Genomic DNA, 21377 nt, shown 5'->3' with positions numbered 1-21377 from the left:
GGGGCCGCGTGTCTCGCCACCGATGCATCGCGTCGGTTTTCGCAGTACCTCAGGCGCCGAACGAGCGCAATGACACATAACGGAGACAGACATGGCAAGCGCAGATACGGCGGTCGCCGGGCAGTGGCACGGACGTCGTCATAACAGGTGGGTGCAGTTGGTGATCGGTATCGTCTGCATGGGGCTCGTGGCCAATTTCCAGTACGCGTGGACGTTGTTCGTGATTCCGATGGACGCGAAGCATCACTGGGGGCAGGCGGCGATTCAGACCGCGTTCACGATCTTCATCGTCACGGAGACGTGGCTCGTGCCCGTCGAAGGCTGGCTCGTCGACAAGTTCGGACCACGGCCCGTGGTGATGGGCGGCGCGATCTGCGCGGCGATCGGCTGGATCATCGATGCCCATGCCACCACGCTCATGCATCTGTACATCGCCGCCGTGGTCGCGGGTATCGGCGCGGGTTGCGTGTATGGCACGTGCGTCGGCACGGCGCTCAAGTGGTTTCCGGACAAGCGCGGTCTCGCAGCCGGTCTGACGGCGGCGGGCTTCGGGGCGGGCGCGGCCGTCACCGTGATCCCGATCTCCAACATGATCCAGCACTCCGGCTACGAAAGCGCCTTCATGTTCTTCGGCAGCCTGCAAGGCGCGGTCATTTTCGTGCTCGCGCTGTTGCTCGTGCGGCCGAAACCGCCTGCGAACATCGTGCCGGCCAAACGTGTCGTCGCAACCAAGATCGACTATACGACCGGGCAGATGGTGCGAGCGCCCATCTTCTGGGTGCTGTATCTGATGTTCGTCGCGGTGGCGGCGGGCGGCGTGATCGCCACCGCGCAGTTCGGGCCGATCGCCAAGGAATACGGCTTCGCGAACATGCCGGTGAGTCTCCTCGGCGCGACGTTGCCGCTGCTCGCGATGACGCTGTCCATCGATAACCTCTGCAACGGCTTCACGCGCCCGCTATGCGGCTTCATCTCGGACAAGATCGGCCGCGAAAACACCATGTTCATCATCTTCCTGGGCGAAGGCGTCGCGCTGCTCGGGTTGATGCAGTTCGGGCAGAGTCCCTACATGTTCATGCTGTTCGCGGCGTTGACGTTCCTGTGCTGGGGCGAAATCTTCTCGATCTTCCCCGCGACCTGCGCCGACACGTTCGGCAGCAAATACGCCGCCGCCAACGCGGGGACGCTCTACACCGCGAAGGGCACGGCCTCGATGATGGTGCCGCTTGCATCGGTGCTGGCTTCGCTCGGCTCGTGGAACACCGTGTTCATCGCTACGGCGATCACATCGATCGCGGCGGGCATCTGCGCCAAGTTCGTCCTCGCGCCGATGCGCCGGCGCTGGATCGAGAACACGCTCGCGGAGGCTTCGCCGCAGCCGGTCATCGGCATGGCTTTTCAGCCTGACTGGACGGAAGCGCCGAGCAAGTCTTCAACCCGATGACGACGTCCGGCACGCGTGCTTCATAGGGTCGGCGAGGGGCCGCGCGACAGCAATGTCCGCGGCCCTTGAGCCATGCCGCAATGCACCAGAGCGTGCGCCGTATCTCTCCTTCAGTTTTTCGCACGAAACTCAAAATAAAGCTTTGACAAATGCAGTATCTGATATCTAGTATATCAGCACATAACCGGCCCTCAGGAGGAGACAAATGGCAGACGTACTCGAGGCAACAACGCAGGCGCCCGTTGAAACGAAGGCGCCGCAAGTGACCGATGGCTTTCACCTCGTCATCGATGCGCTGAAGCTGAACGACATCGACACGATCTTCGGTCTCGTCGGTATTCCGATTACCGACCTGGCGCGCCTCGCGCAGGCGGAAGGCATGCGCTTCATCGGCTTTCGGCATGAGCAGCACGCGGGCAATGCGGCCGCGATCGCGGGCTACATGACGCAGAAGCCGGGTATCTGCCTGACTGTGTCGGCGCCCGGCTTCCTGAACGGACTGACCGCACTCGCCAACGCGACCACCAATTGCTTTCCGATGATCCTGATCAGCGGCTCCAGCGAGCGCGAGATCGTCGATCTGCAGCAGGGCGACTACGAAGAGATGGACCAGTTGAACGCGGCGAAGCCCTATGCGAAGGCCGCGTATCGCGTGCTGCACGCGGAGGACATCGGCGTCGGCATCGCGCGTGCGATCCGCGCCGCCGTGTCGGGACGTCCGGGCGGCGTGTATCTCGATCTGCCCGCCAAGCTGCTCTCGCAGACGATGGACGCCCTCAAGGGCCAGCAATCGCTCATCAAGGTCGTGGACGCCGCGCCGCGTCAGTTGCCGTCGCCGGATTCGGTGAAGCGCGCGCTCGACGTGATCAAGAGCGCGAAGCGTCCGCTGATCCTGCTCGGCAAGGGCGCGGCCTACGCGCAGGCCGACGCGCAGATTCGCGAGCTGGTCGAGAAGAGCGGCATTCCGTATCTGCCGATGTCGATGGCGAAGGGCCTGTTGCCCGACACGCATGAGCAGTCGGCGTCGGCGGCGCGCTCGTTCGTGCTGCAGGAAGCGGATTGCGTCGTGCTGATCGGCGCGCGTCTGAACTGGCTGCTTGCGCACGGCAAGGGCAAGACCTGGGGCGCGGCGCCCAAGCAATTCGTGCAGATCGACATCTCGCCGACCGAAATCGACAGCAACGTCGCGATCGCCGCGCCGGTGATCGGCGACATCGGCTCGTGCGTGTCGGCGCTCGTCGCGGGCATCGGCGCGGGCTTCCCGAAGCCTTCGAGCGAATGGACGGGCGCGATCAACGAGCGCAAAAACAAGAACCTCGAAAAGATGGCGGCGACGCTTGCGAAGAATCCGTCGCCGATGAACTTCCACAGCGCGCTGCGCGCGATCCGCGACGTACTCAAGACGCGCCCCGACATCAACGTCGTGAACGAAGGCGCGAACACGCTCGACTATGCGCGCAGCATCATCGACATGTACGAGCCGCGCAAGCGTTTCGATTCGGGCACGTGGGGAATCATGGGCATCGGCATGGGCTTCTCGATCGGCGCGGCGGTGACGAGCGGCAAGCAGGTCGTGGCGATCGAAGGCGACAGCGCGTTCGGCTTCAGCGGCATGGAACTCGAAACCATCTGCCGATACGACCTGCCGGTCTGCACCATCGTCTTCAACAACAACGGCGTGTATCGCGGCACCGATGTGAATCCTACGGGTGGCAAGGACGTCGCGCCGACCGTGTTCGTGAAGAACGCGCGCTACGACAAGATGATCGAGGCATTCGGCGGGATCGGCTTCAACGCGACGACGCCGGAAGAGTTGACGCACGCACTGGAAGAGGCGATCAGGTCCGGCAAGCCGACGCTGATCAACGCAGTGATCGATGAAGCGGCCGGCACGGAGAGCGGACGCCTGACGAATCTGAATCCGCAAAGCGCGGCGATGAAAAAGTAACGACGACAAAGCCACCCAGGAGAACTCAATTGAGCGACAAACCACTCAAAGGCATCAAGATCATCGACTTCACGCACGTGCAAGCCGGTCCCGCATGCACTCAGATGCTGGCCTGGTTCGGTGCGGATGTGATCAAGGTCGAACGTCCCGGGTCGGGCGACGTCACGCGCAACCAGTTGCGCGACATTCCGGACGCCGATGCGCTGTATTTCACGATGCTCAACAGCAACAAGCGCTCGTTGACGCTCGATACGAAAACGGACGAAGGCAAGGAAGTGCTGACCAAGCTGATCCGCGAATCGGACGTGCTGGTCGAGAACTTCGGTCCGGGCGCACTGGACCGGATGGGCTTCTCGTGGGAAAACATCCACGAACTGAACAAGAAGTTGATCGTGGCATCCGTCAAGGGCTTCAGCGACGGCCACCATTACGATGACCTGAAGGTCTATGAAAACGTCGCGCAATGCGCGGGTGGCGCGGCATCGACGACGGGCTTCTGGGATGGTCCGCCGACCATCAGCGCGGCCGCGCTCGGCGACAGCAACACCGGCATGCATCTGGCGATCGGCATTCTCACGGCGATCATCGGCCGCCAGCAAACGGGCAAGGGGCAGAAAGTCGCCGTGTCGATGCAGGACAGCGTGCTCAACCTGTGCCGCGTGAAGCTGCGCGATCAGCAGCGTCTGGACCGCATCGGCTATCTCGAGGAATATCCGCAATATCCGCACGGCACGTTCAGCGATGTGGTGCCGCGCGGCGGCAATGCGGGCGGCGGCGGACAGCCGGGCTGGGTGCTCAAGTGCAAGGGCTGGGAAACCGATCCGAACGCGTATATCTACTTCACGATTCAGGGTCACGCGTGGGCGCCGATCTGCCGCGCAATCGGCAAGCCGGAATGGATTCAGGACCCGAACTACATGACGGCCGAAGCGCGCCAGCCGCATATCTTCGATATCTTCAATACGATCGAAGCATGGCTCGCCGACAAGACCAAGTTCGAAGCCGTCGATATCCTGCGCAAGTTCGATATCCCGTGCGCGCCGGTGCTGACGATGAAAGAACTCGCGAACGATGAATCCTTGCGCGCGAGCGGCTCGATCGTCGAAGTGGATCACAAGGTGCGCGGCAAGTACCTCACGGTCGGCAGCCCGATCAAGTTCTCGGATCTGAAGCCGGAAATCACGGGCTCGCCGCTTCTGGGCGAGCACACCGAGGAAGTGTTGCTCGAGCTTGGCTATAGCCCGGAGCAGGTTGCACGCATGCAGGAGTTGCGCGCCGTTTGATGCAGTAGTTTCAGAAGGAAAAGGGAAATCGCTGCCTTCTGCTGTCCGGCCTTTTTGCGGCAGAATGGCAGCGCCCTTCAAAAATACTATATCGATCCGGACGACACCATGACCCCCACCATCGACTACGAACAGCTCGTCAATGCGATCGGCGATGCCGTGATCATTTCGGACGCGAGCGGCGCGATCACGTTATGGAATCCGGCGGCCGAACGCATGTTCGGCTTTACCCAGAGCGAAGCATTGGGACAGTCGCTGGACATCATCATCCCTGAGCGCCTGCGCGGCCGTCACTGGGACGGCTATCACAAGACGATGGCGACCGGCGAGACGCGCTACGGACACGATCTGCTCAAGGTGCCCGCCGTCGATAAAGCCGGACGCACGATGTCGATTGCGTTCACGGTCGCGCTTTTGCAATCGCAAGGCGAAGTGACCGGCATCGTCGCGATCATCCGCGATGAGACGGCGCGCTTTCAGGAAGATCGCGCGTTACGCAAGCGCATCGCGGAGCTGGAGGCAAAAGCCACCGCCTGAAGACCAGTTCGAACCGCTGACCCGCAACACCGCGATCAGCGTCGCCCGCTGCGTCCCCACACGTAGCGCACCCATCTTTGCCATCGGGATTTCGGCGCAACTGATTTATGCGCGGCCTGCGCTTCGCGGTCGCGCTCGACCGATTTCCGCACCTGTTCGTGAATCTCCCGCAATGTCATTCCACCTGGGCCTTTCAGCTGCTCGGGATCGGGATCGTCTGTCATAAAAATCGCCTCGCGAGAATGGCAGTCCACATCTTTACACCATTTTTATACCTTCTCCCGACCTCTTGTTAAGTCGTTTACGTCCGTTTTCGTATTCTCCACCCTGTCCTGAACCGCATAAGGGGAGAACACCAAAATGGACTTCATTTATCTCGCCGGCATCGTCCTGTTCTGGGGACTTTGCGTGGCGCTCACACGCGGCTGCGAGCGACTGAGCCGCCGCGCGACGGGAGGCCGTCCATGAGCGCCTGGATGTTGTGGCTCGCGGCGGCTTCCACGCTGCTGCTCTTCGTGTACCTCGTGTACGCGCTTTTGCGTGCGGAGGATCTCGAATGAACGCCAATACCTTCATGCAGACGGCGATTTTCATCGTCGTTCTGATCGCACTCGCGATTCCGCTCGGCCGCTATATCTCGAACGTGCTCGATGGATCGTCCGTCGTCGTGCGCAGGATCGGGCGTCCGGTCGAGAACGTGCTGTATCGCATCGCCGGCGTCGATCCCGATGCCGAAATGTCGTGGAAGCACTACGCGCTCGCCGTGATGCTCTTCAACGTGCTCGGCGCGCTCGTGCTGTATGCCATCCTGCGTCTGCAAGGCATGCTGCCGGCCAATCCGCAAGGCTTCGCCGCGATGTCGCCGGACGCCGCGTTCAACACCGCCGTCAGCTTCGTGACCAACACGAACTGGCAGGATTACGGCGGCGAGAGCACGCTCGGCTATCTCGCGCAGATGCTCGGCCTCACCGTGCAGAACTTCCTGTCGGCGGCGACCGGCATTGCGGTGGTCATCGCGCTGATCCGCGGCTTCAAGCGCCATTCCGCGCAGACCATCGGCAATTTCTGGGTCGATCTGACGCGCACGACGCTCTACATTCTCGCGCCGCTCGCCGTCGTCTTCGCGCTCGTCTTCGTGAGCCAGGGCGCGATCCAGAACTTCAGGGCATATCAGGACGTATCGACGCTGCAGGTCACGAGCTATCAGACGCAATCGACCGACGCGCAGGGCAAGTCCGTCACGCAAACGCTCAAGGCCGACAAGCAGACTCTGCCGATGGGCCCGGTCGCCTCGCAAGAAGCGATCAAGATGCTCGGCACCAACGGCGGCGGCTTCTTCAACGCCAACTCCGCGCACCCGTACGAGAACCCGACGCCGTTCTCGAACTTCATGCAGATGCTCGCCATGCTGATCATTCCGGCGGCGCTGTGCGTGGTGTTCGGACGCACGGTCGGCGACAGGCGCCAGGGCTATGCCGTGCTCGCGGCGATGACCATCGCGTTCGCCGCCGCATGCTTGTTCGAGATCTCGGCGGAGCAGGCGGGCAATCCGGTCTATGCGTCGCTGCACGTCGATACGCAGGCGTCCGCGTTGCAGGCGGGCGGCAACATGGAAGGCAAGGAAACGCGTCTGGGCATCGCGCAGTCGGGCATCTTCACGGTCGCGACGACCTCGGCTTCCTGCGGCGCGGTCAGCAACACGCACGATTCGCTCACCCCGCTCGGCGGCCTCGTGCCGATGCTCCTGATCCAGCTCGGCGAAGTGATCTTCGGCGGCGTCGGTTCCGGGCTCTACGGCATGCTCGCGTTCGCGTTGCTGGCGGTGTTCGTCGCCGGGCTGATGATCGGCCGCACGCCCGAGTACGTCGGCAAGAAGATCGAATCGTTCGAAATGAAGATGGTGTCCATCGTCATTCTGCTGACGCCGCTCTTGGTGCTCGTGGGCACGTCGGTCGCCGTTCTGAGCGCGGCGGGCACGGCGGGCATCGCGAATCCGGGCGCGCACGGCTTCTCCGAAATCCTCTATGCGTTCAGCTCGGCCGCCAACAACAACGGCAGCGCGTTCGGGGGTCTTTCGGTGAATACGCCCTTCTATAACTCGATGCTCGGCATCGCGATGTGGTTCGGCCGCTTCGGCTCGCTTATCCCGATTCTCGCGATCGCCGGTTCGCTCGCCGCGAAGAAGCGTCTTGCCGTGACGGCGGGCACCTTGCCGACCCACGGTCCGCTTTTCGTGGTCCTTTTGCTCGGCACGCTGCTGCTCGTCGGCGCGCTCACCTACGTGCCCGCGCTCGCGCTCGGACCCATCGTCGAGCACATCACCATGATCGCAGGCCATTGAAGTCGAGGACAGCATGACTCAAATGAATCAACCGCCGATGCACCGCCCCGAGAATCTGGGGCAGGCACGCACGGCCGTACGTTCGATGTTCGACCCGGCGCTGGTCAAGCCGGCGATCGTCGATTCGTTCAAGAAGCTCGCGCCGCGCACGCAGTTGCGCAACCCGGTGATGTTCTGCGTCTATGTCGGCAGCATTCTGACGACGGTGCTCTTCTTCGCCGCGCTTGCAGGCCAGGCCGAAGCGCCCGCGGGCTTTATCCTCGCGATCGCGCTGTGGCTGTGGTTCACGGTGCTCTTCGCGAACTTCGCGGAAGCGCTCGCGGAAGGGCGCTCGAAGGCGCAGGCCGCATCGCTGCGCCAGGCGAAGCACAACGTGATGGCGAAGAAGCTCAACGAGCCGCATCCGAAGTCGCCGATCCGCATCACGACATCCACCGATCTGCGCAAAGGCGACGTGGTGCTCGTCGAAGCAGGCGATGTGATTCCCGCCGACGGCGACGTGATCGAAGGCGTCGCGTCCGTGGACGAATCCGCGATCACGGGCGAATCCGCGCCGGTGATCCGCGAGTCGGGCGGCGACTTTTCATCGGTGACGGGCGGCACGCGCGTGCTCTCCGACTGGATCGTCGTGCGCGTGGGCGTGAATCCCGGCGAGGCCTTTCTCGACCGCATGATCGCAATGGTCGAGGGCGCCAAGCGTCAGAAGACGCCGAACGAAATCGCGCTGACGATCCTGCTCGTCGCGCTGACGCTCGTGCTGCTCTTCGCCACGGCCACGCTGCTGCCGTTCTCGATGTTCTCCGTGGAAGCGGCGAAGCAGGGCCATGTGGTGACGATCACCGCGCTCGTCGCGCTGCTCGTGTGCCTGATTCCGACGACCATCGGCGGCCTGCTTTCGGCCATCGGCGTCGCGGGCATGAGCCGCATGATGCAGGCGAACGTGATCGCCACGTCGGGCCGCGCGGTCGAAGCGGCGGGCGACGTCGACGTGCTGCTGCTCGACAAGACCGGCACGATCACGCTCGGCAATCGTCAGGCGTCGATGTTCGTCGCGGCGCCGGGCATCGCCGAACGCGATCTCGCCGATGCCGCGCAACTCGCATCGCTCGCCGATGAAACGCCGGAAGGGCGCAGCATCGTCGTGCTGGCGAAGCAGCGCTTCAATATCCGCGAGCGCGACATGGCGACACTGCACGCGACGTTCCTCGCGTTCACGGCGCAGACGCGCATGAGCGGCGTCGATCTTCCCGGCCGCGAGATTCGCAAGGGCGCGGCCGACGCGGTGAGGAAGTACGTCGAGGAGCGCGGCGGGCGCTTTCCGCAGGAAGTGCAGAGCGCCGTCGATGACATCGCGCGGCGCGGCAGCACGCCGCTCGTCGTGGCGGAGCGCGTGAACGAAACGGCGCGCGCGCTCGGCGTGATCGAGCTGAAGGACATCGTGAAGGGCGGCATCAAGGAGCGCTTCGCGGAACTGCGCAAGATGGGCATCAAGACGGTGATGGTGACCGGAGACAACCGCCTCACGGCCGCGGCGATCGCGGCGGAAGCGGGCGTCGACGACTTCCTCGCCGAAGCGACGCCCGAAGCGAAGCTCTCGACGATCCGCGCGCATCAGGCCGAGGGACGTCTGGTCGCGATGACCGGCGACGGCACCAACGACGCCCCTGCGCTCGCGCAGGCCGATGTCGCGGTGGCGATGAACACGGGCACGCAGGCCGCGAAGGAAGCGGGCAACATGGTCGATCTGGACTCGAACCCGACCAAGCTGATCGAGATCGTCGAGATCGGCAAGCAGATGCTGATGACGCGCGGCTCGCTCACGACGTTCTCGATTGCCAACGACGTCGCCAAGTACTTCGCGATCATCCCGGCGGCGTTCGCGACGACGTATCCGCAACTTCGGGTGCTGGACGTGATGCATCTGGCGTCGCCTTCGTCGGCTATCTTGTCGGCGGTGATCTTCAACGCGCTGATCATCGTGTTCCTGATTCCGCTCGCGCTCAAGGGCGTGAAGTATCGCGCGCTGGGTGCCGCCTCGCTCCTGCGCCGCAACCTGCTGATCTACGGCCTCGGCGGCATCATCCTGCCGTTCCCGTTCATCAAGCTCATCGACATGGTCATTACCGCACTTGGCTGGAGTTAAACATGATGAAGACAATTTTGCGTCCGGCGATCGTGTTGTTCGTCGCGCTGACGGTGCTCACGGGACTGGTTTATCCTGCTGTCGTCACCGCGATCGGGCAGGCGGCGTTCCCGCATCAGGCGAACGGCAGCCTGATCGAGCGCGACGGCAAGACGGTCGGCTCGGAGATCATCGGACAGCAGTTCGATGCGCCGCAGTACTTCTGGGGACGTCTGTCGGCGACGACGCCGAATCCGTACAACGCGGGCAGTTCGAGCGGCTCGAATCTCGGGCCGACCAACCCTGCGCTCGCCGATGAGATCAAGGGGCGCATCGACGCGCTCCACGCCGCCGATCCGGACAACCGCTCGCCGTTGCCCGTCGATCTCGTGACATCCTCCGGCAGCGGCCTCGATCCGGCGATCAGTCCGGCGGCCGCGGCTTATCAGGTCGCGCGCGTGGCGAAGGCGCGCGGGATGACCTCGGCGCAGGTCGAGGCGCTCGTCGGAGAGGCCACGAGCGCGCGCCAGTTCGGCGTGCTCGGCGAGCCGCGCGTGAACGTGCTGAAGCTCAATCTGGCGCTGGACGCGGCGCGCGGCTGATACAGTGCGCCCTTGAAAAGAGACGACAACGATGACGCGGCCCGATCCCGACGAACTGCTCGACAAGCTTCAGCGAGAAGAGGAGAAGCGCCAGCGCGGGCGGCTGAAGGTGTTCTTCGGCGCCTCCGCGGGCGTCGGCAAGACCTTCGCGATGCTGCAGGCCGCGCGCCGCCGCCTCGACGAAGGCGCGGATGTGGTCGTCGGCGTCGTCGAAACGCATGGCCGCAAGGAGACGCTCGCACTGCTCGACGGGCTCGACACGCTGCCCGTGGCGCGCATCGAATATCGCGGACGCCTGCTCGCGGAGTTCGATCTCGATACGGCGCTCGCGCGCAAGCCGGAGCTGATTCTCGTCGACGAGCTCGCGCATTCGAACGTGCAGGGCTCGCGCCACATGAAGCGCTGGCAGGACGTTCAGGAACTGCTCGATGCGGGCATCGACGTCTACACGACCGTCAACGTCCAGCATCTCGAAAGCCTGAACGACATCGTCGGGCGCATCACCGGCATTCGCGTCTGGGAGACGGTGCCGGATCGCGTGTTCGATCTCGCCGATGAAGTCACGCTCGTCGATCTTCCGCCGGAGGAACTGCTCGACCGCCTGCGCGACGGGAAGGTCTATCTGCCGACGCAGGCCGAGCACGCGGTGCGCAATTTCTTCCGCAAGGGCAATCTGATCGCGTTGCGCGAACTCGCGCTGCGGCGCACCGCCGACCGCGTCGATGCGCAGATGCGCGAATACCGCGCCGATCAGTCGATCGAGCGCATCTGGCGGGCGCGCGAGCGCCTGATCGCGTGCGTCGGTCCCGGTCCGGAAAGCGCGGCGCTCGTGCGCGCGGCCGCGCGGCTCGCGGCGGCGCTCAAGGCCGACTGGCTCGCCGTCTATGTGGAGACGCCGAAGCTCCAGCGGCTCTCCGACGAACAGCGGCGCCGCACGCTCGATGCGCTCAAGCTCGCGTCCGAGCTCGGCGCGGAAACCGTCACGCTCGATGGCGCCGACGCAGCCGCGACGCTCATCGACTATGCGCGCATGCGCAATGTGTCGAAGCTGGTGGCGAGCGCATCGATGACGCAAGGCTGGCGGCGCTACTTCGCGCGGCCGGTGAGCGAGCGCATCATCCGGCAGGCCGCGGATATCGACGTGACGCTCGTGTCCACCGGCACGCGCGAAGGTCCGCAACGTCCGCCGCTCACGTTCAGCGCGCTGCGGGACGGCACGCATTCCCCGCCGCGCGCCTACGTCTTCGCACTCGCGATCGGCGCAGGGATCACGCTCGTCGCGAGCGCGCTCGCCGCGCAGCGGTTCGCGGTGACCAATCTCGTGATGCTCTATCTGCTCGGCGTGATTTTCACTGCCGTGCGCCTCGGCCGCGGACCGGGCGTGATGCTCTCGTTCCTGTCGGTCGCCGCGTTCGATTTCTTTTTCGTCGCGCCGGTCATGTCGTTCTCGGTCGGCGATACGCAATACCTTCTGACGTTCGCGGTCATGCTGCTGACTTCGCTCACGATCAGCCATCTGACTTCGAGCCTGCGGCGCGAGGCGCGCATCGCCTCGCAACGCGAGCGGCGCACCGGCGCCATGTACGCGATGACCAAGGAACTCGCCGCCGCGCTGATGACCGAGCAGATCATCGAGATCGGCACGCGGCACATCGCGGAAGTATTCCAGGCGCGCGCGGCCATTCTTCTGCCCGACAGCGCGGAGAAGGTGCAGCAGAAGGTGGCGGAGGCGAGTCCGGAGACGACGATCGACAAATCGGCGCTGGACCTCGATATCGCGCAGTGGGTCTACGACCAGCAGAAGCCCGCGGGACTCAGCACCGACACCTTGCCTGCCGCGCAGGCGCTGTATCTGCCGCTCAAGGCGCCGATGCGCACGCGCGGCGTCCTGGCCTTCGCGCCGCAGCGCATAGCCGATCTTGCCATCCCCGAGCAGCACCGGATGATCGAGACCTTCGCAGCGCAGATCGCGCTCGCCATCGAGCGCGTCCACTATGTCGAAATCGCGCAGGACGCGCTCGTCAACATGGAGTCGGAGCGCATGCGCAATGCGCTTCTGTCCGCCATTTCGCACGATCTGCGCACGCCGCTCACGTCGATCGTCGGCTTCGCTTCGATTCTCGAAGAACAGGTCGATGCCGCCGAGCCGGGCGTCGGCCGCGCTCAGGAGCTCGTTCATGCGATTCACGAGGAAGCGCTGCGCATGAGCGGTCTCGTCACCAATCTCCTCGATATGGCGCGGCTGCAAGCGGGCGCGATCCGGCTGAACCGGCAGTGGTCGATGCTGGAAGAAACCGTAGGCGCGGCGCTCGCGGGACTCAAGCGGACGCTCGCGGGCCGCCGCGTGCAGACCCGCATTCCGCCGGACTTGCCGCTCTTGCAACTCGACGCCGTGCTGATGGACCGGCTCTTCGCCAATCTTCTGGAGAACGTCGCGAAGTACACGCCCAAAGGCACCGAGATCGAGATATCCGCGCGCGAGGAACAGCTTTCGGGACAGCGATGCGTGCGCGTTTGCATCGACGATCGCGGGCCGGGCATTCCGCCCGGCATCGAGACGCGTCTTTTCGAAAAGTTCACGCGGGGACAGAAGGAGTCGGCGCAGTCCGGCGTGGGGCTGGGCCTTGCGATTTGCCGCGCGATCGTCGAAGCGCATGGCGGGCAGATCGGCGTCGAGAATCGCATCGAGGATGGCCGTGTCGCGGGATCGCGATTCTGGTTCACGCTGCCCGCGGACGGCACGCCGCCGACGCTCGACGTACCGGTGGACGAGCAGCCCGCGCTGGACCACGGAACCGGCGAGACGAGACCATGAGCGAAACCGGGCACACGGTGCTGATAATCGAAGACGATCCGCAGATCAGACGCTTCGTGCGATCGACGCTGGAGTCGCATGAACTCGCGGTCGTCGAAGCGGAGACGGGCAAGGCGGGATTGCGCGAGGTCGCCACGAGGCAACCCGATATCGTCGTGATCGATCTCGGCCTGCCCGATACCGACGGCATCGACGTGATCCGCGAGTTGCGCGGCTGGACGCAGGTGCCGGTGATCGTGCTCTCGGCGCGCACGAGCGAAGCCGTGAAGGTCGAAGCCCTCGACGCCGGCGCCGACGACTATCTCACGAAGCCTTTCGGCGTGTCCGAGCTGCTTGCACGCGTTCGCGCGCAGTTGCGCCGCAGCATACGCGCGCTGGAGGAAGCGCCCGCGGTATCGTTCGGCGAGGTTGCCGTGGACCTCGCAAAACGGGAAGTGACGCGAGCAGGCCGGCCGGTTCGCCTTACGCCCACGGAGTATCGCTTACTCACGGTTCTCATGCGGCACGCCGGGCGCGTGCTCACGCATCGGCAGTTGCTGCGCGATGTGTGGGGACCGGAGCAGGTCGACAATGCGCATTACCTGCGCGTCTATATGGGACATCTTCGCCAGAAGCTGGAGAAGGATCCGGCGCAGCCCGAGCACATTCTTACGGAGACGGCCGTGGGCTACAGGCTCGTCGGCATCAGATAGCGGGCGGACATCACGCAGCGTCGTTGAGGCGGCGTTCAGGACGAACATTCAAAGGCGTCGGCGCGGAAAATGGCGCGCAAGCGTCTTCGTTCGCATCGGCTCCAGCGAAGACCTCATCGGACGATGCTTCGTCGCTCGCGACGCGTCCCTGGCTGCGCCGCCAGCTCGCAGGCGGCATCCCGAACTGGCGCTTGAACGCCCGATTGAACGCTGCCTCCGATTCATAGCCGACACGCTCGGCCACCGCTGCGATCGAGCGCGGCCCGGAGAGCAGATCCTGCGCTGCAACCTGCAATCGCCAGCTTGCGAGATATTGCATCGGCGCGTGACCGAGCAACTGCGTGAAGCGTTGAGCCAGCGCGGAACGCGAGAGACCGACACGGCGCGCGAGTTCGTCGACGGTCCAGCCGTGCGCGGGCTGCGCGTGCAGCAATGCGAGCGCCTTGCCGACGAACCGGTCGGCGACGCCCGCGAGCCAGCCGCGGCGATCCTCGGGCATGGACCCGATGCACCGCCGCACAGCCTCGACGAAGAGCAATTCCGAGAGTCGTGCGAGCACGGTCGCGCTGCCGGGGCGCCACTCGGCCGCCTCGGTCACCGCAAACCTCAACGACGATTCGAGCCACGCGGATTGCGGATCGTCACGCATGTCCACCTTGAAGAGGCGCGGCAGCGACGACAGCACCGGATTCGCGAGCATGTCGTCGCAAGCGAGAAAGCCGCAGACGATGCGCGTGCGGCCGGCTTCCTGGCTCGCGCCTTCGGCTCCGACGCTCAGGCGCATCACGTCGCCGGGAGACGTCGCCAGATATCTGGACACCATTTCGTCGGATGGCGTCGGCGTGAGTTCGAGCGAGCTGCCCATCAGATGCGCCTCGCCTTGCGGCACGACGAGCAACTCTCCCGCATCGACGCGAATGGCCGAGGCCGGATCATCGGTCAGCGCCGCCCAGCAGCTTCCTTCCAGAATCAGGTGATAGGAGACGACGCGCTCGGCGCGCGGCAGAAACGTCGCGCACATCGCGGGCGAAACCTGACCGACCACGCACCACGGCGCCGTGAAATCGCCGTTCAGATACACCGCGCCGCTAAGACGCAGGAGACGAAGAACGTCGGAAAGCGCATCCATCGCAGGCCCCAAGTTTCGGCGTCCCGCGCAAAACATCTGGACGCTCGGTCATTCAAAGAAGCGATTCGCGCGCCGATACTGGCATCACGCGAAACATCACTGACGCAAGGTTAAGCGCAGTTCGACCAATCGCCAACCCACATTAACGAGGGATGCGTAAATGAATGACGCAGATACTTACCATTGCCAATGTTTTTGCGGTGCAGTGAAGTTCACGGTGACCGGCAAGCCCGAAGGCATGGGGTACTGCCATTGCGAATCGTGCCGGCGCTGGTCGGCGGGGCCGGTCAATGCGTTCACGCTCTGGAAGCCCGATGCCGTGACCATCACGCACGGGACCGACCATATCGGCACTTACAACAATACTGAGCACAGCTATCGGAAATGGTGCAGGGACTGCGGCGGCCATCTCTTCACCGAGCATCCGGGTCTCGGGCTGACCGATGTCTACGCCGCTGTCATTTCCGACTTCCAGTACGACCCGTGCGTGCACGTTCATTACTCGGAGTCGAAATTGCCGATGAGGGACGGTCTGCCCAAGATGAAGGACTTGCCGAAGGAAATGGGCGGTTCGGGCGTGAGCGTCGCCGAATAGTTCGAGTCGTTTGATCGGCATGCCGGTGCGTCGCGTCGGCGTGCTCGAAGTGGGTCTTTTCGCGGCGCAATCGAAACAGGCAGTGCGAACCAACGGTCTCGCAACGCCGCCATCTCGTCTATCAGGAGCCATGTTATGTCCGCAGTCGATACCGCCATCTCGCCCGCCGCCGATCTCGCCGCCGTCAAGGTCCGTCAGCAAGCCGCCTGGTCGACGGGCAACTATGCCGTCGTCGGCACCACGCTGCAGATCGTCGGAGAAAATCTTTGCGAGGCGCTCGATCTGCGCTCCGGCAGCCGTGTTCTCGACGTTGCGGCGGGCAATGGCAATGCGACGCTCGCGGCCGCGCGCCGCTATTGCGATGTCGTCTCCACCGATTACGTTTCTTCGCTCCTCGACGCGGGCCGCGCACGCGCCAGCGCCGAAGGACTTGCCGTGCAGTTCCAGGAAGCCGATGCCGAAGCGCTGCCTTTTGCGGACGCCTCGTTCGACGCCGTGCTCTCGACCTTCGGCGTGATGTTCACGCCGAATCAGGAACTGGCGGCAAGCGAACTCATGCGCGTGTGCAGGCCGGGCGGAAGGATCGGTCTCGCGAACTGGACGCCGGAGAGTTTCATCGGACAGGTCTTCAAGACGATCGGCAAATACATCGCGCCGCCTGCTGGCGTGAAGTCGCCCGCGCTATGGGGCACGGAGGCGCGTCTCGCGGAACTGCTCGGCAGCGGAGCCAAACGTATCGAAGCGAAGAAGCGCGACTTCGTCTTCCGATACCGCTCGCCCGCGCATTTCGTCGAAGTATTTCGCGCGTACTACGGTCCGATGAACAAGGCGTTCGCGGCGCTCGAAGGCGATCGGCAAGCCGCGTTTCACGGTGATCTGATGGCGCTCATCGAGAGTCGCAACCGGTCGGGCGATCAAACGCTCGTGTTGCCCAGCGAGTATCTCGAAGTCGTGGTGGAACGAAAATGATCCGATTCAAACATATGGTCGACGCTGCCCTGGAGATCGGGTCGCGCCTGCAATCGCTGCTGTGTTTTACAGGGCTTCGGTACGGGTCGGTGGTCATGACTTTGCCGCTGTTGTCGTCGGTGTGCTTCTTTGCTTTTCGATTCGCGCTGTCGCGGCTCGGAGTGCCGGTTTGAGGCGGACCCGCTTGCTCCTTCGTTTTGAGCGGTTGTAAAGCGAAGGAGCGGCATGTCCGCTCGAAGGAAGGGGAACATGTTCGTCTATCTTCTCTTGTGCCTCGAAAAGGCGCTCGATCGCGCGGAAAACAGCCGGCGCGACGCTTATCTCTCATCGGCTGTTGATATGGAAGAACTCGAACGTCGCATGCGTGCGATGGAAACGGATCGACGATATGAATAACCCTCTCCCTATCGAGCCCGTGCCGGCTCCATCGACGGTGATCGCATTGCATTGTTCCGGCTCGGGCGCGTCGCAGTGGCGCAAGCTGGGCGAGGCGCTCGGCTCACGCGTGTCGTTCGTCGCGCCCGAGCACTACGGTTGCGACAGCACGGGACCGTGGAGCGGCGAACGCGCGTTCACGCTCGCCGACGAGGCCGGAAGAACCGTCGATATCATCGATGCCGCGCGAGGGAAGGTGCATCTCGTCGGGCACTCGTATGGAGGCGGCGTGGCGCTGCGGGTGGCGATGGAACGGCCGGAGCGTATCGCGACACTGTCGCTTTACGAGCCTTCGGCGTTCCATCTCCTGAGGACGATGGGCAAGCACGGCGCCCACGCGCTGGCTGAAATCGACGCGATATCGAAGCGCACCGCCGACAGCGTGAGTTGCGGCGACTATCGGGGCGCGGCGGCATCGTTTGTCGATTACTGGGGCGGCGAAGGTGCGTGGGAAGCGCTTCGGCCCTCGGTCAAGGCCGCGCTCACCCGCTGGGCGCCCAAAGCGCCGCTGGATTTCCGCGCGCTGCTCGATGAGCCCACGTCCGCCACGGCATACGCGAGCCTTCGTATGCCCGTACTCGTGATGCGCGGCGAACACGCACCGCTGCCCACGCGGGCGCTGGCCGAGCGCTTGCCGATCCTGCTCTCGTCGGCGCGGCTTGCAATCGTCCCGCGTGCCGGCCACATGGGACCGCTCACGCACGCTGACGAAGTCAATGCCGCGATCACGCGGCATATCTTCGGGTTCGAAGCGCACGGTCGCCCAAGGGACTTCGAACGCCGGCGCACGGCAGTCGTTTCATGAACGCGTTCGCGTCGCTCAGGCGAGATCGGGCGGCGCGGCCCTGAGCACATCGACGTGCTTCGGTATGAGGCCGAGTTCGACGAAGGTATCGGCGATCTGCTGCTGCTCGCCGATGATGTTCCGCGTAATCGACTCGGTGCCGAACACCTGCCGGCTCACCGCAAGATCGACGACGGGTTTCGGCAAGCCCCATAGCCGCGCGAGCTCGGTCGCGAGTTCATCGGGATGCTGCTTGCCCCATTGATCGACCGCCCTGATTTCCTCGATGACGATACGGATCACATCTGCATTCTTCGCGACATAACTCTGCGACGAGAAGTAGTACGCACGGTTGCCTACGACGCCGCTCGCGTCCGCCACGATGCGCGCATTCAGCGTCTTCTGTGCCGCGGCGAAGAACGGGTCCCAGATGACCCACGCATCGATGGAGCCGCGCTCGAACGCGGCGCGCGCGTCGGCGGGGGCGAGGAAGGCCAGTTCGACGTCGCCATACTGAAGACCGTGCTGACGCAGCAGCTTCACGAGAAAGTAATGGACGTTGCTGCCTTTGTTCAGCGCCACGCGCTTGCCCTTCAGATCCGCCACCGTTCTGACCGGCGAATGCGCCGGGACGATCACGGCTTCGGATCGCGGACGCGCCGGCGTCGCGGCGACATAGGCGAGCGGCGCACCGGCAGCCTGCGCGAAGATGGGCGGCGCTTCGCCGACATCGCCGAAATCGATCGAGCCGACATTGAGCGCTTCCAGTTGCACGGGGCCGGCGGAAAACTCCGTCCAGGTCACGGATACGTTGAGCGGAGCGAGCCGCTTTTCGAGCGTCGCGCGACCCTTGAGCAGGTTCAGATAGCCTTTCTGGTTGCCGATGCGAAGCACGCGCGGCTGTCCTTGCGCGCTCTGCTGGGCGAAGGATGCGGGCATCGCGGCGAACGCGGCGGCGCTCGCCGCGGCACGCGCGGACAGGGACAAGAAGGCACGACGGTCGAAGATGGATTTACGTTTGGACATGACAGGTATTCGATGTATTCGGAGGCGATTCAGCGGCGGATAGAAAGCGACGTCACTTCGCGGCTTGCTGCACGAAGCGCGGATCGACGCCCGTGGAGTAATCCGCGAGCACGTTCTGGATCGTGCCCTGCTGCCTCAGGAACTGCGCGGTGGCGGCGAGCGACTTCGCCGCGCCGGACTGCGGTCCGCCGCCGAGCCAGGTCGGCGACGCCTGTTCGCCCGCGCTCGGGAAGGCGTAGAGCGCGAGACTCGCGGGCACGTCGGCGGCGTTCGCGCCGGATTCCTGCGCGACGGCCTGCACCTGTTTCGATGCGGCGGTCCAGTCGGCCTTGTGGTCGCGGTATTGCGCATCGGTATCGGCGAGCACCTTCACGAGGCCGTTCAGGAACGCGGGATTGTCCTGCGCGAACTTGCGCGACGCGACGAAGCCGTCGAACGTCGCCTTGCCCGATTCCTTCGCCACTTCGCCCGACGTGATGAGCACGCGGCCGCTCTGCTTGGCCTTGGCGAGCACCGGGTCCCAGATGTAGGTCGCGTCGATGTTGCCGCGCTCCCACGCCGCCGCGACTTCGGGCGGACGCAGATTGACGATCTTGACCGTCGACGGATCGACGCCCGCCTGCTGCAAGGCGACGAGCGCATGGAAGTGCGACGTCGATACATAAGGCACGCCGAGCGTCTTGCCCTTCAGATCGGCGAGCTTGCTCACGCCGGAGCCATTGCGCGCGACGAGCGCTTCGGCGTCGTTGATGTTGTCGAGAATCCAGAAGAGCGACAGATCGACGCCTTGCGAGAGTCCCGCCGCGATCGGACTGGAGCCCGCTTCGCCCAGCTGTATGGAGCCCGATGCGAGCGCGCGGATGACGTCCGCGCCGCTGCCGAGCTTGCGATAGGTGACCTTGTATCCCGTGGCCTTCTCGACGGCGCCGCTTGCCTGCGCGTAGCGCCACGGCACCACCATGTCCTGATAGCCGATGACGACCTCGCGCGTTTCGGCCCTGGCGTGAACGGGTGCGAGCGCGACGGCTGCGAGCATGAAGGAAGCGGCGCCGGCGATCAGCGTGCGGCGAAGGGTCGAATGTTTCATGGCGCGGACGGAGTGATGTGAAGAAGCCTCCGACTATAGGCACTTTGCATGCCGCCGCTACGAATCAATTATGCGTAGCAAATGACGCGGCGCGTGCTTCGCATATACGGTTCTGTCGAACGGCGAGCGGTCATTTCCATCTCAGCGCGTTTTGGCGAGTTGCAGTAACTTGGCGCGATCCGCCACTCGTTCATCAACCGACGCGATGCCACCTACCCGACAACTCCACCTCGGCGCGTTCATGCGGCCGGTCAGCCTGCACACGGGCGCATGGCGATTTCCGGGCGCGTGGCCCGACGCCAATTTCAACTTCAGGCATATCAAGCGATTCGTGCAGACGCTCGAAAGCGCCTGCTTCGATGCGTTCTTCATGGCCGATCATCTCGCCGTGCTCAACATGCCGGTGGATGCGTTGAAGCGTAGCCATACCGCGACATCGTTCGAGCCGTTCACGCTGCTTTCCGCGCTCGCCTCCGTGACCGAACGTATCGGGCTGATCGCGACGGCTTCGACCACGTTCGACGAGCCGTATCACATCGCGCGGCGCTTCGCGTCGCTCGATCATCTGAGCGATGGGCGCGCGGGCTGGAATCTCGTCACCACATCGAATCCCGACGCCGCGCGCAACTTCGGCCGCGACGAACACATGGAGCACGACGAGCGCTATCGCCGTGCGCACGAGTTCTACGATGTCGTCACGGGCCTCTGGGATAGCTGGGCCGACGACGCCTTCGTGCGCGACACCGAAAGCGGCCTGTTCTTCGATCCCGATAAGCTGCACGTTCTCGATCACAAGGGCGCGTATCTGTCGGTGCGTGGCCCGTTGAACATCGCGCGGCCGGTGCAGGGCTGGCCGGTGGTGGTGCAGGCGGGATCGTCGGAAGCGGGCAGGCAGCTCGCCGCCGAAACCGCCGATGCGGTCTTCACCGCGCAGCCGAATCTCGCAGCGGGCAAGCGTTTCTATGCCGATGTCAAAGGCCGCATGGAACGCGTCGGCCGCGCGCGCGAGCATCTGAAGATCCTGCCGGGCGCGTTCGTCGTGGTGGGCGACTCGCGCGACGAAGCGCAGGAGAAGCGCGCGCTGCTCGATACCTTCGTGCATGACGACAGCGGCTTCGCGTCGCTCTCGATCGCGCTCGGTCACGATGTCTCGTCGTTCGATCCGGATGGCCTCCTGCCCGAGATTCCGGAGACCAACGCGAGCAAAAGCGCGCGCGAACGCGTGATCGACATGGCGCGCGCCGAAGGGCTCACCGTGCGTCAACTGGCGCAGCGTGTCGGCGGCTATTCGGGCTTGCAGATGGTCGGGACCGCGACGGATATCGCGGACAAGATGGAGCAGTGGCTCGTCGAAGAAGGCAGCGACGGTTTCAACGTGATGTTTCCGTATCTGCCCGCCGGTCTCGATGACTTCGTTGCGAAAGTGGTCCCCGAGTTGCAGCGGCGTGGCATCTTTCGGCGGGTTTACGAGGGTACGACGTTGCGGGAGCATCTCGGTCTGCCGAGGCCCGGCAACCGCTTCTTCGAGCATCGATGACCCGCTCTGTCATGCATAGGCGATATTGAAC

21 protein-coding genes are annotated in these 21377 nt (G+C 64.2%); 17 read left to right on the top strand and 4 right to left on the bottom strand.

Annotated elements, in window-relative coordinates; all coding sequences use genetic code 11:
- Nucleotides 1–91 precede the first annotated feature (91 nt).
- The 4 genes from oxlT to PQR08_RS01790 all read left to right on the top strand — a co-directional run bounded on the left by oxlT (nt 92) and on the right by PQR08_RS01790 (nt 5212).
- Nucleotides 92–1444 carry an oxalate/formate MFS antiporter gene (oxlT, locus tag PQR08_RS01805; protein WP_238286507.1) on the top strand — a complete coding sequence of 451 codons (1353 nt, stop codon included), beginning with the start codon at nt 92–94 and terminating at the stop codon, nt 1442–1444.
- 205 nt (nt 1445–1649) lie between these two features.
- On the top strand, nt 1650–3392 hold the full coding sequence (gene oxc / locus PQR08_RS01800) for an oxalyl-CoA decarboxylase (RefSeq protein ID WP_238214114.1): 1743 nt from the start codon (nt 1650–1652) through the stop codon (nt 3390–3392).
- A 29-nt stretch (nt 3393–3421) separates the two neighbouring features.
- The gene (gene frc, locus PQR08_RS01795; RefSeq protein WP_238214115.1) at nt 3422–4675 is read left to right on the top strand and encodes a formyl-CoA transferase; all 1254 of its coding nucleotides are present in this window, start codon (nt 3422–3424) and stop codon (nt 4673–4675) included.
- A 108-nt stretch (nt 4676–4783) separates the two neighbouring features.
- Nucleotides 4784–5212 carry a PAS domain S-box protein gene (locus tag PQR08_RS01790; RefSeq protein ID WP_250486723.1) on the top strand — a complete coding sequence of 143 codons (429 nt, stop codon included), beginning with the start codon at nt 4784–4786 and terminating at the stop codon, nt 5210–5212.
- 35 nt (nt 5213–5247) lie between these two features.
- On the opposite strand, the gene PQR08_RS01785 is transcribed toward PQR08_RS01790, so the two are convergent.
- Nucleotides 5248–5436: a hypothetical protein gene (locus PQR08_RS01785; RefSeq protein ID WP_075583909.1), complete on the bottom strand. Its 189-nt coding sequence runs from the start codon at nt 5434–5436 to the stop codon at nt 5248–5250.
- 136 nt (nt 5437–5572) lie between these two features.
- Here PQR08_RS01785 and PQR08_RS01780 point away from each other — a divergent pair, with 136 nt between their 5' ends.
- The 7 genes from PQR08_RS01780 to kdpE all read left to right on the top strand — a co-directional run bounded on the left by PQR08_RS01780 (nt 5573) and on the right by kdpE (nt 13784).
- On the top strand, nt 5573–5680 hold the full coding sequence (locus PQR08_RS01780; protein WP_222946335.1) for a potassium ABC transporter ATPase: 108 nt from the start codon (nt 5573–5575) through the stop codon (nt 5678–5680).
- Nucleotides 5677–5772 (top strand): K(+)-transporting ATPase subunit F, encoded by a 96-nt coding sequence (gene kdpF, locus PQR08_RS01775; protein ID WP_008350504.1) that lies wholly within the window; start codon nt 5677–5679, stop codon nt 5770–5772. The genes PQR08_RS01780 and kdpF overlap by 4 nt, the downstream gene beginning before the upstream one ends.
- Nucleotides 5769–7553, top strand: coding sequence for a potassium-transporting ATPase subunit KdpA (kdpA, locus tag PQR08_RS01770; protein ID WP_187603023.1), 1785 nt, complete (start codon nt 5769–5771; stop codon nt 7551–7553). Before kdpF ends, kdpA begins: the two co-directional genes overlap by 4 nt.
- Nucleotides 7554–7638: 85 nt before the next feature.
- Nucleotides 7639–9696: a potassium-transporting ATPase subunit KdpB gene (kdpB, locus tag PQR08_RS01765; RefSeq protein WP_238214240.1), complete on the top strand. Its 2058-nt coding sequence runs from the start codon at nt 7639–7641 to the stop codon at nt 9694–9696.
- 5 nt (nt 9697–9701) lie between these two features.
- Nucleotides 9702–10277, top strand: coding sequence for a potassium-transporting ATPase subunit KdpC (gene kdpC, locus PQR08_RS01760; RefSeq protein WP_408161018.1), 576 nt, complete (start codon nt 9702–9704; stop codon nt 10275–10277).
- 31 nt (nt 10278–10308) lie between these two features.
- Nucleotides 10309–13092 carry a DUF4118 domain-containing protein gene (locus PQR08_RS01755; protein ID WP_250486724.1) on the top strand — a complete coding sequence of 928 codons (2784 nt, stop codon included), beginning with the start codon at nt 10309–10311 and terminating at the stop codon, nt 13090–13092.
- The gene (gene kdpE, locus PQR08_RS01750; RefSeq protein ID WP_238214119.1) at nt 13089–13784 is read left to right on the top strand and encodes a two-component system response regulator KdpE; all 696 of its coding nucleotides are present in this window, start codon (nt 13089–13091) and stop codon (nt 13782–13784) included. The genes PQR08_RS01755 and kdpE overlap by 4 nt, the downstream gene beginning before the upstream one ends.
- A gap of 10 nt (nt 13785–13794) precedes the next feature.
- On the opposite strand, the gene PQR08_RS01745 is transcribed toward kdpE, so the two are convergent.
- The gene (locus PQR08_RS01745) at nt 13795–14913 is read right to left on the bottom strand and encodes an AraC family transcriptional regulator (RefSeq protein WP_250486725.1); all 1119 of its coding nucleotides are present in this window, start codon (nt 14911–14913) and stop codon (nt 13795–13797) included.
- A 160-nt stretch (nt 14914–15073) separates the two neighbouring features.
- On the opposite strand from PQR08_RS01745, the gene PQR08_RS01740 reads away from it, so the two are divergent.
- The 5 genes from PQR08_RS01740 to PQR08_RS01720 all read left to right on the top strand — a co-directional run bounded on the left by PQR08_RS01740 (nt 15074) and on the right by PQR08_RS01720 (nt 17717).
- The gene (locus PQR08_RS01740; RefSeq protein ID WP_250486726.1) at nt 15074–15508 is read left to right on the top strand and encodes a GFA family protein; all 435 of its coding nucleotides are present in this window, start codon (nt 15074–15076) and stop codon (nt 15506–15508) included.
- A gap of 135 nt (nt 15509–15643) precedes the next feature.
- On the top strand, nt 15644–16477 hold the full coding sequence (locus tag PQR08_RS01735) for a class I SAM-dependent methyltransferase (protein ID WP_250486727.1): 834 nt from the start codon (nt 15644–15646) through the stop codon (nt 16475–16477).
- Nucleotides 16474–16650, top strand: coding sequence for a hypothetical protein (locus tag PQR08_RS01730; RefSeq protein ID WP_187603029.1), 177 nt, complete (start codon nt 16474–16476; stop codon nt 16648–16650). Before PQR08_RS01735 ends, PQR08_RS01730 begins: the two co-directional genes overlap by 4 nt.
- A gap of 76 nt (nt 16651–16726) precedes the next feature.
- A complete protein-coding gene (locus PQR08_RS01725) occupies nt 16727–16873 on the top strand; it encodes a DUF3563 family protein (RefSeq protein ID WP_187603690.1) in 147 nt (48 codons plus the stop codon).
- Complete coding sequence (locus PQR08_RS01720; protein ID WP_250486728.1) at nt 16866–17717, top strand: alpha/beta fold hydrolase; 852 nt, start codon at nt 16866–16868, stop codon at nt 17715–17717. Before PQR08_RS01725 ends, PQR08_RS01720 begins: the two co-directional genes overlap by 8 nt.
- Before the next feature lie 15 nt (nt 17718–17732).
- On the opposite strand, the gene PQR08_RS01715 is transcribed toward PQR08_RS01720, so the two are convergent.
- On the bottom strand, nt 17733–18722 hold the full coding sequence (locus PQR08_RS01715) for a sulfonate ABC transporter substrate-binding protein (protein WP_250486729.1): 990 nt from the start codon (nt 18720–18722) through the stop codon (nt 17733–17735).
- 52 nt (nt 18723–18774) lie between these two features.
- Nucleotides 18775–19809: a taurine ABC transporter substrate-binding protein gene (gene tauA, locus PQR08_RS01710; protein WP_250486730.1), complete on the bottom strand. Its 1035-nt coding sequence runs from the start codon at nt 19807–19809 to the stop codon at nt 18775–18777.
- A 205-nt stretch (nt 19810–20014) separates the two neighbouring features.
- Here tauA and PQR08_RS01705 point away from each other — a divergent pair, with 205 nt between their 5' ends.
- The gene (locus PQR08_RS01705; protein WP_250486731.1) at nt 20015–21346 is read left to right on the top strand and encodes an LLM class flavin-dependent oxidoreductase; all 1332 of its coding nucleotides are present in this window, start codon (nt 20015–20017) and stop codon (nt 21344–21346) included.
- Nucleotides 21347–21377: the final 31 nt, after the last annotated feature.

The sequence above is a fragment of the Caballeronia jiangsuensis genome (genome assembly GCF_046030135.1).
In the GTDB taxonomy this organism is placed as follows: domain Bacteria; phylum Pseudomonadota; class Gammaproteobacteria; order Burkholderiales; family Burkholderiaceae; genus Caballeronia; species Caballeronia jiangsuensis.
Note: the sequence above shows the minus strand (reverse complement) of the source record. Positions and strands in the feature narration are given on the sequence as shown.